A 14443-nucleotide genomic window follows, 5' to 3' on the forward strand; every position below is an offset into this window, starting at 1 on the left:
GTCGAATTTTTTCAAAAATAATAAATTAGTATTTTTTCTAATTTCAATGGTCTTGTTAATTGTAATAGTAGGTTATTCAATGAGGGCACAATCTGCATCGCTTAGTGAACAATATGCTAGTGATACATCTTCGCTCGGAGGAAGAATTGTTTCTTATCCAGTAACGATGGTTTCGAACTTTTTTTCTAATTTACTAACTTCAGACGATGAAGTCGGCAAACTTAAGAAAGAAGCACAGAGCGTCGATCAAATTAAAGCAGACAAAGAAAGACTTGAAAAAGAAAACAAGTCATTGAAAAAAGAGTTAGATATGAAGGATATTTCTCAATTCAATCCTGTATCTACTACTGTAATAGGCAGAAGTCCTGATCAATGGATGAACACAATTATCATTGATAAAGGTAAGAAAAGTGATTTGAAAGAAAATATGGCAGTTATAACAAGTCAAGGACTAGTTGGTCGTATAAAAAAAGTAAATCAATTCTCGTCACAAGTAGAATTAATTTCAACAAGTGTAAAAACAAGCAAGTTATCAGTGGACATACAACAAGATAATGAAAATATCTTCGGAATGATTAATCGTTATGATGAGGATAAAGGATTATTAGTCATCAGTGATATTGACAATAAATACCATGTTAAAAAAGGTTCCAAAGTTGTAACAAACGGTTTGGGAGATCAGTTACCGAAAGGGATTTTAGTAGGTAAAGTTCAAAAAGTAGAAAATGATGAATATGGATTGTCGAAAGTAGCTTATATTAAAACGTCAACTAACATTAAAGAATTAAATCATGTATATGTGGCTAAACGTGATCCAGTTACAATACCTTCATCTGATGAAAGTGGTGAGGAATAATGAGACTTTATGTTATTCCTCTTATTGGTATTGTATTATTCTTTCTAGATTCACTTTTAACTAGGTTATCACCCGTTCACCTATTTAATGAAACATTTGTAATAGTACCGAGGTTAACCTTTTTATATATCCTTATAATAGCAGTTTATAAAAATCCTAAAATAGCAATTATATTAGCTATTGTTACGGGGATGTTTACAGATATATATTATGGTGGAGTTTACGGAATTTATACATTTGGATACACGATATTTGTCATAATGATGGATAAATTATTTAAAGTGTTCTATCGAGATATTTTAATGATGGTTATCTTATTGATATTTTCAGTATTTTTATTAGAAATATGGACAATGGTTTTTTACGTTGTATTAGGTGTCACATCTTTCGATTTAGGACATATCGTTATATTTAGGTTTGTACCTACATTAATTTTTAATTTATTGTGTTTAATTGTAATTTTCCCATTCATATTAAAATTATTAGAAAGAAACACAAATTAGCCAATCTTTATTGACATCATATGCAGTAAATGGTAATCTATTGAAGTTGAGTAGTTTCAGGCTACATACAACCGCTCAATCATAGGTATTAAAGTACGAATGTCACCTATGAATGGCGTGACTTAAAAAATTAGGAGGTGCAAGTATGTTTGCTATAATTGAAACTGGCGGAAAGCAAGTTAAAGTAGAAGAAGGTCAAACAATTTGGGTAGAAAAATTAGACGTAAATGAAGGTGATTCATTTACATTTGACCAAGTATTATTTGTAGGTGGAGATTCAGTTAAAGTTGGATCACCAGTTGTTTCTGGTGCTTCAGTTACTGCTAAAGTTGAAAAACAAGGACGCGGTAAAAAAATCACTGTATTCAAATACAAAGCTAAGAAAAACTACAAACGTAAACAAGGTCATCGTCAACCTTACACTAAATTAACTATCGAAAAAATCAACGCATAAGCAATGATTAATGTAGATATTAGTTTAAATGAACAAGGACGAGTTACAGATATTATAATGTCTGGACATGCAGATTCAGGTGAATACGGTAAAGACATTGTCTGCGCTGGAGCATCTGCAGTAGTCTTTGGTACGACGAATGCTATCATCGGTTTGACCGATGAAACACCTGATATTGACTACAGTGACGATGGTGGATATTTCCATGTACGTAGTGTAAACTTAGAAAATGAACAAGCACAAACATTATTACAAGGCCTAATAATATCTTTGAAAACAATTGAAGAAGAATATGGGCAATATATTAAACTAAATTACAAGTGAGGTGTAACTCATGTTAAAATTAAACTTACAATTTTTCGCATCGAAAAAAGGGGTAGGTTCTACAAGAAACGGACGTGACTCTGAATCTAAACGTTTAGGTGCTAAACGTGCTGATGGTCAATTCGTAACAGGTGGTTCTATTCTTTATCGTCAACGTGGAACTAAAGTTTTCGCTGGTGAAAACGTAGGTCGCGGTGGAGACGATACATTATTCGCTAAAATCGACGGCGTTGTTAAATTCGAACGTTTTGGTCGTGACAAAAAGAAAGTATCTGTATACGCAGCTGCTGAATAATCTTTATATTGAGACACCAGAATTTTTTTCTGGTGTTTCTTTTTTTAATCGTATATGTAAAATGGTATAATCATATTAATAAATATTGATAATATAGGTGGATATATGAATAATTTAGATGTGTATTTAAAGTCGCGACATGATTTTGTTAATCAATTTCAACTATTATATACATATAAGCAGTTAGGTAAAGTTGATGAAATGGAATCACTATTAGATGAATTATACAATGACCTCAAACAAGAACAATTATTTTTAAACGCGCCATGTAGAAAATTTGTACAAGCGGTTTTTGACTATAAAATCTCAGTGTCAGGCTTTAAATGGACATTTGAAATTGAGTGTATAAATGATGAATATTATCAGAAGAATTTAATGATATCCGATAGCATATTGTATGAAATTTACAAAATTTTTATCAATCATCACTTATATTGTGATGATAATGTACAAATACTTTTGAGATTAACTGTTGAAGAAGAATTTGTAACCTTATCAATATCATTTGACCATGTAGATGTAGAAGCAAAAGAAATATACAAAATGTTTTCAGAATATGAATTAGAAATCATTTCAATAAATGAAGAACAATGTGAATTAGAATTTTTTATCAATATTAATGAATTAGAGGTGTAAACATGTTTATAGATCAGGTCAAAGTTTCTTTGAAAGCTGGTGATGGAGGTAATGGTTTAGTTGCCTTTCGTCGTGAAAAGTATGTTCCATTCGGTGGACCAGCTGGTGGTGACGGAGGTAAGGGAGCATCTGTTGTGTTCCAAGTAGATGAAGGATTACGTACTTTATTAGACTTTAGATTCCAAAGTAAATTTAAAGCTGAAAAAGGTGAAAACGGTCAAAGTAGTAACATGCATGGTAGAGGGTCTGATGACCTCGTTTTAAAAGTACCACCAGGCACAATCGTTAAAAATGCTGAAACTGAAGAAGTTTTAGCTGATTTAGTTGAACACGGTCAAAGAGCAATAGTTGCTAAAGGTGGTCGTGGTGGTAGAGGTAACTCAAGGTTTGCTTCTTCAAGTAATCCAGCACCAGATTTCTGTGAAAATGGTGAGCCAGGAGAAGAACTGCAAGTCGTATTAGAATTAAAATTAATGGCTGATGTTGGATTAGTTGGTTATCCAAGTGTTGGTAAATCAACGTTATTATCTATCGTTTCAAAAGCAAAGCCTAAAATTGGAGCCTATCATTTCACTACAATTAAGCCTAATTTAGGCGTTGTACAAACAAATGACGGTCGAGGTTTTGTAATGGCTGATTTACCTGGGTTAATTGAAGGTGCTTCTGAAGGGGTCGGCTTAGGACATCAATTTTTAAGACATATTGAAAGAACAAGAGTCATCGTTCATATCATAGATATGAGTGGATTAGAAGGCAGAGATCCATACGAAGATTATGTTACAATTAATCGTGAATTAAAATCTTATAATGAAAAATTATCAAGAAGACCACAAATTGTTGTAGCAAATAAAATGGACTTACCAGATTCAGAAACACAACTTGATATGTTCAAAGAACAATTAGAAGAAGATGTAAAAATTATTCCTATAAGTACGGTTACTAGAAAAAATGTCGATCAATTATTATATGATATAGCAGATTTACTTAATGAAACTGAAGGCATTGATTTTGATAAAGTAGAAGAAGATACGGGTATTCATAGGGTCGTTTATAAACACGAGAAATCAAGAGACCATTTTGTTATTACGAGAGATGATGATGGCGCTTATGTCGTATCAGGTAATTCAATTGAAAGATTATTTAAGATGACTGACTTTAACCGTGATGCAGCAGTTAGAAGATTTGCTAGACAAATGCGTTCTATGGGCATAGATGATGCGCTTAGAGAACGTGGAGCATCAAACGGAGATATTGTAAGAATATTAGGTGGAGAATTTGAATTTGTCGAATAGGGCGTGTTCTAATTGAAAAAATCAAATGAATCAACAAAGAAATTCTATTTAATAAGAGAAGATGTATTGCCAGAATCTGTACAAAAAACAATAAAAGTAAAGAATGCATTATTAAAGAATAGTAACCTAACAATTTATGATGCTGTGAAGGAATTTAATTTATCAAGAAGCGCATTTTATAAATATAAAGATACTATTTTTCCTATTGATAGATTAGAAGAACAAACTAGAAATTTAACATTAATATTATACGTTCAAGATGAGGTAGGTATGCTTGCGTTTGTACTTAACAAAATAGCTGAGCTAAAAGGGTCTGTACTTACGATACATCAAAGTTTACCTATGAAAGAAAGAGCAACCATAACAATTTCATTAAACGCAACTAATATAGAATTAACATTAGAAGAATTGATGGACGCGATTAAAGAAAGTCCACATGTTGATGAAGTAGAAGTAATAGGAATGAGTATGTAAAGGAAGTTGTCTAAATGTATGCATATATAAAAGGTAGTATTACAGCAATATATCCATCTCATATCGTGATTGAAAGAGGTGGTATTGGTTATGAAATACAAACACCAAACTCTTATCGTTTTCAAGCACAATTAGAACAAGAAGCGATTGTTTATACACAACTTATTGTGCGTGAAGATGCACAATTATTGTACGGTTTTAACAATTTAGAAGAAAAAGATATGTTTTTAAATTTAATCAAAGTTACGGGTATTGGACCAAAATCTGCATTAGCCATTTTGGCAGCAAGTACACCAAATGAAGTAACGATGGCAATTGAAAATGAAAATGAAACGTACTTAACTAAATTTCCTGGTATAGGTAAGAAAACAGCAAGACAAATCATATTAGACCTTAAAGGTAAATTAGTAGTATCGGATGAGTCGGACCTATTTGTTCAAAATAATGATTCTAATAAAGATGTTCTAGAAGAAGCTTTATTGGCTTTAGAAGCACTAGGATACTCTAAACGTGAAATAACTAAAGTCAAAAAGACTTTAGATAAAGAATCATTTGACACAGTAGACGCATGTATTAAAAGAGGTTTAGCTCTACTTATTCAATAAATGAGGTGATTTTTTGGATGAACGTCTAGTTGATGAACATGAACTTGATGAAGATATGCAAAGTGAATTGTCATTACGACCAGACACTTTGAATCAATATATTGGGCAACATAACATTAAGTCAAATTTAGATATATTTATTAAAGCTGCCAAATTAAGAGAAGAACCATTAGATCATTGTTTATTATATGGTCCTCCAGGTTTAGGTAAAACGACGTTGGCTCATATTATCTCGAATGAAATGGGAGTTAATTTAAGAACTGCTAGTGGTCCATCTATTGAAAGACCAGGAGATTTAGCTGCTATATTATCTGCTTTACAGCCTGGTGATGTATTATTTATAGATGAAATACATCGATTAAGTCGAGTTGTTGAAGAAGTGTTATATCCGGCAATGGAAGACTTTTTCCTAGATATTGTTGTAGGTAAAGGTGAAGAAGCTAGAAGTATTAGAATTGATTTACCTCCATTTACATTAGTTGGTGCAACAACGCGTGTTGGGAGTTTATCAGCTCCATTAAGAGATAGATTTGGTGTACATTTACGATTAGAGTATTATGATGACAAAAGCTTAGAACAAATCATCGAACGTACAGCTGAAGTATTTAATGTTGATATTGATAGTCAAAGTACGAACGAACTTTCTAAGCGAAGCAGAGGGACACCGCGAATCGCGAATCGCTTATTAAGAAGAGTACGTGATTTTGCTCAAGTTGAAGGTAGTCATGCTATTACGATTAAAACGACAAAGCACGCATTAGATTTATTGCAAGTTGATAGAGAAGGTCTAGATCATATAGATTACAAAATTATGCAATGTATATTGAACAACTATAAAGGTGGTCCAGTTGGTTTAGATGCCATTGCTGCAACAATCGGCGAAGAAAGAATAACTTTAGAAGACGTCTATGAACCTTATTTAATCCAAAAAGGTTTCATAGAAAGAACACCTAGAGGTAGAAAAGCAACTGCAATTAGTTATGACCATTTTGAAGTTAAAAAAGATTAGGAATGAGGCAAAGTTTGTGAACATTGAAGATTTTGATTTCGATTTACCGGAATCGTTAATTGCACAAACCCCGTTGTTGAATAGAGAAAGTAGTCGGTTACTTAAATGTGATAAAAATTCGGGGTCTTTAGAAGATTTAACATTTAAGGATGTCATAAACCAATTTTCTTCCGGAGATTGTCTAGTTTTAAACGATACGAAAGTTATGCCTGCAAGATTATTTGGTTTAAAGGAAGAAACTGGTGCCAAAGTTGAAATGTTAATGCTTACTCAACTTGAAGGTGATGAGTGGGAAGTGTTAATTAAACCCGCAAAACGCATTAAGGTAAACCAATCTGTTTCATTTGGAGAAGGTAAAATAATCGCTACTTGTGTTAAAGAACTCAACCAGGGTGGCAGAATTATGAAATTATCATATGAGGGTATTTTGCAAGAAAGATTAGATGAGCTTGGGGAAATGCCATTACCTCCTTATATAAAAGAAAGATTAGATGACCAAAACAGATACCAAACTGTTTATGCTAAAGAAATTGGTTCTGCAGCTGCACCGACAGCGGGATTACATTTTACTGAAAGTTTGCTAAATGAGATTGCATCTAAAGGTGTTCATATTGCATTTATTACGCTACATGTTGGATTAGGTACATTTAGACCTGTGAGCGTAGATAATATCGATGAACACGAGATGCATTCAGAGTATTATCAAATGGATGAAGAAACAGCCGACTTGTTAAATACAGTAAAGAAAAATGGTAACAAAATAATATCCGTTGGGACGACATCAACTAGAACTTTAGAAACGATCTGTTCAAAACACGGTGAATTTAAAGCTGATAGCGGATGGACGGATATATTCATTTATCCGGGATACAAATTTAAAGCAATTGATGGTTTAATTACCAATTTTCATTTGCCTAAATCTACATTAATTATGTTAGTTTCAGCGCTTTCTACAAGAGAGCATATATTAAATGCGTATCAACATGCCGTAGAGGAGAAATATAGATTTTTCAGTTTCGGCGATGCGATGATTATTATTTAGAAGAGGAGATTGAACATGCCTGCAGTTACGTATGAGCATATAAAAACTTGTAAACAGTCTGGTGCAAGACTTGGTATCGTACATACACCACATGGTTCATTTGAAACGCCTATGTTTATGCCAGTTGGTACTAAAGCGACTGTAAAAACGATGAGCCCTGAAGAACTTAAAGAAATGGAAGCAAAAATCATATTAAGTAATACCTATCATTTGTGGTTACAACCTGGAAGTGATATCATTTCAAAGGTGGGTGGATTACATAAGTTTATGAATTGGGATGGACCTATCCTTACTGATTCAGGTGGCTTTCAAGTCTTCAGCTTAAGTGATATGCGAAAAATTGAAGAAGAAGGCGTTCATTTTAGACATCATTTAAATGGTTCTAAATTGTTTTTAAGTCCTGAAAAAGCAACACATATTCAAAACGATCTTGGTTCAGACATCATGATGGCATTCGACGAATGTCCTCCAATGCCTTCAGAGTATGAATATGTTAAGAAATCAATTGAGAGAACTTCAAGATGGGCAGAGAGATGTTTAAAAGCACATAAACGTCCAGAAGATCAAGCATTGTTTGGAATTATCCAAGGTGGAGAATATAATGATCTTAGAGAGCAAAGTGCCAAAGATTTAGTATCACTTGATTTTCCAGGTTATGCAATTGGTGGATTATCAGTCGGAGAACCGAAACCTGTTATGTATAGGATGGTCGAACATACTGCACCGCTAATGCCATTTAATAAACCAAGGTATTTGATGGGCGTTGGTTCACCTGATGCACTAATTGAATGTTCAATTAGAGGTATTGACATGTTTGACTGTGTATTACCAACTCGTATAGCTAGAAATGGAACATGTATGACATCGCAAGGTAGAGTCGTGATCAAAAATGCTAAATATCAGCAGGATTTATCACCTTTAGATCCAGAATGCGATTGTTATACATGTAGAAACTATACTAAGGCATATTTGCGTCATCTGATTAAAGCAGATGAAACATTTGGAATTCGTCTTACTACATATCATAATTTATATTTCTTATTGAAGCTTATGGAGAATATTCGCCAAGCAATAAGAGAAGATCGATTACTTGATTTCAAAGATGAATTTTTCGAGCAATATGGACTAAATGTAGATAACCCCAAAAACTTTTAAAGGAGTATGATTATGGAAGTATTAGTACAATTATTACCAATTATTTTAATATTTGCTCTTGTTTGGTTCTTAATGATAAGACCACAACAAAAACGTGCGAAAGAGCATCGTGAATTATTAAATCGTTTAGAAGTAGGTCAAAAAGTCACGTCTATCGGTGGAATTAAAGGAACTGTAAGAGCAGTTGACGAATCAATCGTTGTCGTTACAGTTAATGACAAAGGCCAAGAAATTACTTTTGAAAAACCTGCAATTAAACAAGTAGATCCATCTTAATAATAGTTTACTTTTTAACCAATTTAGGTTAATATTATCTATCATATTTGATGTTAAAAGACATGGTTATCCATGTCTTTTTTTAATACATATCATGTTATGGCTATTCAATTATGCTAAAAGTATGCTATAACATATATAGTGAATTAAAAAAAGTAAGAGGTGTTAACGTGAAAAAGCGAAGTAGAATCATAGCATTTTTACTTCTTGCAGTGTTGGTTTTCAGTTTAATCGGATCAACAACAAAGGACATAACAAAGAATGTAAAATTAGGCTTAGACTTACAAGGTGGATTTGAAGTTCTTTATCAAGTCAATCCTTTAGATAAAGGTGACAAAATAGATAAAGACGCTGTTAAATCTACAGCAAAGACTTTAGAGTCTCGTGTTAATGTTTTAGGTGTATCAGAACCTAAAATTCAAGTTGAAGAAGGAAATAGGATAAGAGTACAGCTTGCTGGTATTAAAGATCAAAGTGAAGCGAGAAAGGTTCTTTCTACTCAAGCTAACTTAACGATTAGAGATGCTAACGATAAAGTGCTATTATCTGGTAAAGATTTAGTTCAAGGTGGAGCTAAACAAGGATTTAAAGATAATACAAATGAAGTAGCTGTTACGCTTAAATTAAAAGATGCAAAGAAATTTAGAGAAGTAACAGAAAAAGTCTCCAAAATGAATCCAAACTTAATGGTTATTTGGATGGATTACGAAAAAGGAGACAGCTACAAGAAAGAAGCTAAGAAAGAACAACAAGGTAAAAAACCTAAATATATTTCGGCAGCAACTGTTGACCAACCAATCAACTCTGAAAATGTAGAAATTTCAGGTGGATTTAAAGGTGAAAAAGGCGTCAAAGAAGCTAAACAAATTGCTGATTTATTAAATTCAGGGTCACTACCAGTTAAATTAGACGAAGTATATTCTACTTCAGTAGGTGCTCAATTTGGTAAAGATGCCTTAAATGAAACGATGCTTGCTTCATCTATTGGTGTCGGTATCATCTTCTTGTTTATGTTAATTTATTATCGCTTACCTGGGATTGTAGCTGTAATAACATTAAGTGCATATGTATACTTAACGTTAGTCGCATTTAACTTTATATCTGGTGTTCTCACACTTCCAGGACTTGCAGCGCTCGTTCTAGGTGTAGGTATGGCAGTGGATGCAAACATCATCATGTACGAAAGGATCAAAGATGAGCTCCGGATTGGTCGAACGCTTAATCAAGCATTCAAGAAAGGCTCAGGTTCTTCATTCATTACAATATTAGATGCAAACTTAACGACTATATTAGCTGCATTAGTACTGTTTGTTTTTGGTGAAAGTTCAGTTAAAGGATTTGCAACAATGCTCTTATTAGCAATTTTAATGAGTTTTGTTACGTCAGTATTCTTTACTAGAATATTACTTTCATTATTAGTTAATTCAAATTACTTCAAGAAAAAATATAATTGGTTTGGTGTATCTAAGAAAGGTCGACACGATATTAGTGAACGATTAGATATACATGACTTAAGAACAACATTTGATAAGATTAATTTTGTTAAATTAGCTAAACCATTGCTAACATTCAGTATTATTACAATCATTGTAGGTGCCATAATACTTTCAATTTTCAAATTGAATCTAGGAATTGATTTTACGAGTGGTACACGTGTCGATTTACAGTCTGATAATGCAATTAAAACCGAACAAGTATCTAAAGACTTTAAACAAATGGGCTTAGAACCTTCTCAAGTTACGACGAGTGGCTCAGGTAATAAGATGGCAACTGTTCAGTTTAAAGATGCGTTAAATAAAACTGAAATCCAAAAAGTTAAATCTGAATTCGAACAAAAATTTGGTCATGATCCAAACGTGAGTACGGTATCGCCAGTAGTTGGTCAAGAACTCGCTGCAAATGCACTTAAAGCAATGGCAATAGCAGCCTTAGGTATTATCTTGTATGTATCATTTAGATTCGAATGGCGTATGGGTACTACTGCAGTACTTGCGTTACTACATGACGTGTTTATCATAGTAGCGATATTTAGCTTATTTAGAATTGAAATTGATATAACATTCATTGCTGCTATACTAACCATTATTGGTTATTCAATTAATGATACAATTGTTACGTTTGATAGGGTACGAGAAAACTTACGAAAAGTTAAAGTGATTAAGAAACCTGAAACGATTGACATGATTGTCAATTCATCAATCAGACAAACGATGACAAGATCGATTAATACAGTATTAACCGTTATTATTGTCGTTGTAGCATTACTAATATTAGGATCACCAAGTATCTTTAACTTCTCATTAGCATTATTAATCGGATTAATTTCTGGTGTATTTTCTTCTATATTTGTCGCTGTTCCATTATGGGGCATCTTTAAGAAACGACAACTTAAAAAATCTGAAAATGGTAAATTAGTTGTATATGAAGAGAAAAAATCAAATGATGAAAAAATATTAGTATAATCAATAAAGTGATTGTATTATATCTCCTAATCTGTTGGATTAAATTTAACAGATTAGGAGATTTTTTATTTTTAATGATGATATATTAGTACTTGATTATGCAATAAGGGATTTCTTTTGTTATGCTTAATTTGAATACTAGTGTAAATAATACATATAATGTATAATGTTTTGAGTAGAAATGAGGAGATTTGTTATGACTAAGGCACGTTATCAATGGTCTGTTTCGGAACAAAGTAATGAAATAGATAAAAAGGTAATTAAAAAATTTAATATTTCCCCACTTTTAGAGAAAACTTTAATTTCTAAAGGATATACCTCTGAAGAAGATATAGAGCATTTACTATCAAAAGAAGTATTGTATCACGATGAAATGTTACTAAGTGATATGGAAAAATCAGTCACAAGAATACATAAAGCCATTCAAAATAATGAAAAAATACTAGTATATGGAGACTATGATGCTGATGGTGTAACCTCAACTGCGATTTTAGTTAAAACGTTAGAGTCACTAAATGCAATTGTTGGTTGGTATATTCCAAATAGATTTACAGAAGGATACGGACCGAGCGAAGGAGCATTTAGAAATGCGCATGATGAGGGTGTTACATTAATTATTACAGTAGATAATGGCATTCAAGGTCACCACGAAATAGATATTGCGAATGAATTAGGTATAGATGTTATCGTTACAGATCATCATGAATTTGGTAAAACAACGCCTAATGCATATGCTATCGTTCATCCGATGCATCCAGAATTTGAATATCCGTTTAAATATTTAGCCGGTGTTGGTGTGTCTTATAAATTATGTAAAGCACTTAAACAAGATTTGCCTAAATCATTTCTAGGATTAGTAGCCATCGGTACGATTGCAGATTTAGTAAGTTTAACTGATGAGAATAGATCTATGGTTAAACAAGGCTTACAAGTACTTAATGAGTCACCTTCACCAGGTGTTAAAGCATTGTTAGAAATTGCTGATTATAAAGATGAAGTCAATGAACAAACTGTAGGCTTTATTATCGGTCCACGATTGAATGCGGTTGGTCGCTTAGATGACGCGAGATTAGCATTAGAATTGTTAATGGTCGATGATTATGAAGAAGCTACATTTTTAGCTGAAGAAGTAGATCATTTCAATTTAGAAAGAAAAGAAATTGTAGAAGCCATAACAGAAGAAGCGATGATTCTCGCAGATGAACAAGTTAAAGAATCTTCTCAATTTCTAGTATTAGCAAAAGAAAATTGGAATGAAGGTGTGTTAGGTATTGTTGCATCTAGAATTGTTGAAAATTATAATTTGCCGACAATTGTTTTGAATGTAGACATTAACCAAAATCATGCAAAAGGTTCCGCACGTAGCATAGAACAAGTTTCTATGTATGAATTCTTACAAAATCATTCAGAACTGATTACGAAATTTGGTGGTCATCATATGGCTGCAGGTATGACGATGGAGATTGATGCAATTGAGCCATTGAAAAAAGCATTGAATGATGACATGAAAAATTTAACTGATGGGAAACCATTATTACCTCAATTGACGATAGATGCTGAAATTACAATGTCAGATATTTCTGTTGATAATATCTTTGATTTAGAAAGATTAAAACCATTCGGTACTGATATCACTGCACCTATATTTTCAATTAAAAATTCACAAATTAAATCTGTTAAAGGTATAGGACAAAATGAAAAACATCTCAAATTAACTTTAACTGAGAAGAATATAAATGCGTTACATTGGAATTTTGGTCATTTAATGAATGATATTTCTGAAGAAACGACTATAAATTTAGCAGGAAGTCTAAATGTTAATGAATGGAACGGCCATCAATCACCACAAATTATTCTGAAAGATTTAGAACTCAGTAATGACCATTCAATTTTTGATTATAGAAGTAAAAACAAACAAGAATTATTAAAGATAAATCAAGAAGATGCGATTTTTGTTATTAATAAGAATGAAGAAAAAGTAAACGAAAATTATATTTATTATGGTGAGACATATAATAAAGAAGTTGCGTCGTGCATATTGAGAGATTTACCAGATGACTTAGAATCATTTAAGCATACAATAAACGAAGTGAATGCTGATAAATATTATTTAGTATTTAAAGGACAATCAAATTCTTATTTTGATGGTATTCCTAATGATCAAACTTTTAAGTCAGTTTATAAAGCATTATTAAATAAGAAAGAAACGAATATTCAAACTGAAGGTATGCAACTTTGTCAATTTTTAAAAATCAAACCTGACCAGTTGAAATTTATTTTGAATTGCTTCTATGAGTTGAACTTTATTACAATAAATAATGGTATAATTACTGTGAATAAAGAAGCACCAAAAAATGATATAAAGAACGCACCATTATATCAAGCAAAACAACAACAAATCGAAATAGAAAAAACATTATTATACAATGATAGCTCATCCTTAGTTTCATGGATTCAATCATTGATAAGTAACAATGAGGAGGAAATATAATGGATTTAAAACAATACGTTTCAGAGGTTCAAGATTGGCCAAAAAAAGGGGTTAATTTTAAAGATATTACAACAATAATGGATAATGGTGAGGCATATAAATATGCTACAGACCAAATCGTTAAATATGCTAAAGATAAACAAGTAGATATAGTAGTTGGCCCTGAAGCAAGAGGATTTATCATTGGTTGTCCTGTATCTTATGCAATGGGAATTGGTTTTGCTCCAGTAAGAAAAGAAGGTAAATTGCCAAGAGAAGTTATCAAGTATGAGTATGAATTAGAATACGGAACAAATGTATTAACAATGCACAATGATGCAATTAAACCAGGACAAAGAGTGCTTATTACAGATGATTTATTAGCAACAGGTGGTACGATCGAAGCGGCAATCCATTTAGTAGAAAAATTAGGTGGTATTGTTGTCGGCATTGCATTTTTAATTGAATTAAAATATTTAAACGGAATTGAAAAATTAAAAGGCTACGACGTTGTATCTTTAATTGAATATAACGAGTAAATAAATTTATATTAAATTATCGACATATATCCTACATGAACTGACTACCCT

16 protein-coding genes and 1 other annotated feature are annotated in these 14443 nt (G+C 32.3%); all 16 genes read left to right on the forward strand.

The window, feature by feature from the left end; all coding sequences use genetic code 11:
- On the forward strand, positions 1 to 856 hold an 856-nt coding region (gene mreC, locus CD111_RS11005), incomplete at its 5' end, for a rod shape-determining protein MreC (RefSeq protein WP_169923149.1).
- Positions 856 to 1359 (forward strand): rod shape-determining protein MreD, encoded by a 504-nt coding sequence (mreD, locus tag CD111_RS11010; RefSeq protein ID WP_095087583.1) that lies wholly within the window; start codon positions 856 to 858, stop codon positions 1357 to 1359. The genes mreC and mreD, both read left to right, overlap by 1 nt.
- Positions 1360 to 1418: 59 nt before the next feature.
- Positions 1419 to 1492, forward strand: a sequence feature (ribosomal protein L21 leader region).
- A gap of 12 nt (positions 1493 to 1504) precedes the next feature.
- The gene (rplU, locus tag CD111_RS11015) at positions 1505 to 1813 is read left to right on the forward strand and encodes a 50S ribosomal protein L21 (protein WP_095087586.1); all 309 of its coding nucleotides are present in this window, start codon (positions 1505 to 1507) and stop codon (positions 1811 to 1813) included.
- A gap of 3 nt (positions 1814 to 1816) precedes the next feature.
- On the forward strand, positions 1817 to 2137 hold the full coding sequence (locus CD111_RS11020; RefSeq protein WP_095087590.1) for a ribosomal-processing cysteine protease Prp: 321 nt from the start codon (positions 1817 to 1819) through the stop codon (positions 2135 to 2137).
- Positions 2138 to 2147: 10 nt separating this feature from the next.
- Positions 2148 to 2432: a 50S ribosomal protein L27 gene (gene rpmA, locus CD111_RS11025; RefSeq protein WP_095087593.1), complete on the forward strand. Its 285-nt coding sequence runs from the start codon at positions 2148 to 2150 to the stop codon at positions 2430 to 2432.
- A gap of 105 nt (positions 2433 to 2537) precedes the next feature.
- A complete protein-coding gene (locus CD111_RS11030; protein ID WP_095087596.1) occupies positions 2538 to 3068 on the forward strand; it encodes a Spo0B domain-containing protein in 531 nt (176 codons plus the stop codon).
- Between the two features lie 2 nt (positions 3069 to 3070).
- On the forward strand, positions 3071 to 4360 hold the full coding sequence (gene obgE, locus CD111_RS11035; RefSeq protein ID WP_095087599.1) for a GTPase ObgE: 1290 nt from the start codon (positions 3071 to 3073) through the stop codon (positions 4358 to 4360).
- A gap of 12 nt (positions 4361 to 4372) precedes the next feature.
- Positions 4373 to 4834, forward strand: coding sequence for an ACT domain-containing protein (locus CD111_RS11040; RefSeq protein WP_095087602.1), 462 nt, complete (start codon positions 4373 to 4375; stop codon positions 4832 to 4834).
- Positions 4835 to 4848: 14 nt separating this feature from the next.
- The gene (ruvA, locus tag CD111_RS11045; protein WP_095087604.1) at positions 4849 to 5439 is read left to right on the forward strand and encodes a Holliday junction branch migration protein RuvA; all 591 of its coding nucleotides are present in this window, start codon (positions 4849 to 4851) and stop codon (positions 5437 to 5439) included.
- Positions 5440 to 5452: 13 nt separating this feature from the next.
- The gene (gene ruvB, locus CD111_RS11050) at positions 5453 to 6448 is read left to right on the forward strand and encodes a Holliday junction branch migration DNA helicase RuvB (protein ID WP_095087606.1); all 996 of its coding nucleotides are present in this window, start codon (positions 5453 to 5455) and stop codon (positions 6446 to 6448) included.
- A gap of 16 nt (positions 6449 to 6464) precedes the next feature.
- The gene (queA, locus tag CD111_RS11055; protein WP_095087609.1) at positions 6465 to 7490 is read left to right on the forward strand and encodes a tRNA preQ1(34) S-adenosylmethionine ribosyltransferase-isomerase QueA; all 1026 of its coding nucleotides are present in this window, start codon (positions 6465 to 6467) and stop codon (positions 7488 to 7490) included.
- A 15-nt stretch (positions 7491 to 7505) separates the two neighbouring features.
- Positions 7506 to 8645: a tRNA guanosine(34) transglycosylase Tgt gene (gene tgt / locus CD111_RS11060; RefSeq protein ID WP_095087611.1), complete on the forward strand. Its 1140-nt coding sequence runs from the start codon at positions 7506 to 7508 to the stop codon at positions 8643 to 8645.
- Between the two features lie 12 nt (positions 8646 to 8657).
- Positions 8658 to 8921, forward strand: coding sequence for a preprotein translocase subunit YajC (gene yajC, locus CD111_RS11065; protein ID WP_016999267.1), 264 nt, complete (start codon positions 8658 to 8660; stop codon positions 8919 to 8921).
- A 170-nt stretch (positions 8922 to 9091) separates the two neighbouring features.
- Positions 9092 to 11383, forward strand: coding sequence for a protein translocase subunit SecDF (gene secDF / locus CD111_RS11070; RefSeq protein WP_095087612.1), 2292 nt, complete (start codon positions 9092 to 9094; stop codon positions 11381 to 11383).
- Positions 11384 to 11579: 196 nt separating this feature from the next.
- Entirely contained in the window at positions 11580 to 13874 is a 2295-nt protein-coding gene (gene recJ, locus CD111_RS11075; protein WP_095087615.1) for a single-stranded-DNA-specific exonuclease RecJ, read from the forward strand.
- On the forward strand, positions 13874 to 14392 hold the full coding sequence (locus tag CD111_RS11080) for an adenine phosphoribosyltransferase (protein WP_095087618.1): 519 nt from the start codon (positions 13874 to 13876) through the stop codon (positions 14390 to 14392). Before recJ ends, CD111_RS11080 begins: the two co-directional genes overlap by 1 nt.
- Positions 14393 to 14443 lie beyond the last annotated feature (51 nt).

This window comes from Mammaliicoccus stepanovicii (assembly GCF_002902525.1).
GTDB lineage: Bacteria > Bacillota > Bacilli > Staphylococcales > Staphylococcaceae > Mammaliicoccus > Mammaliicoccus stepanovicii.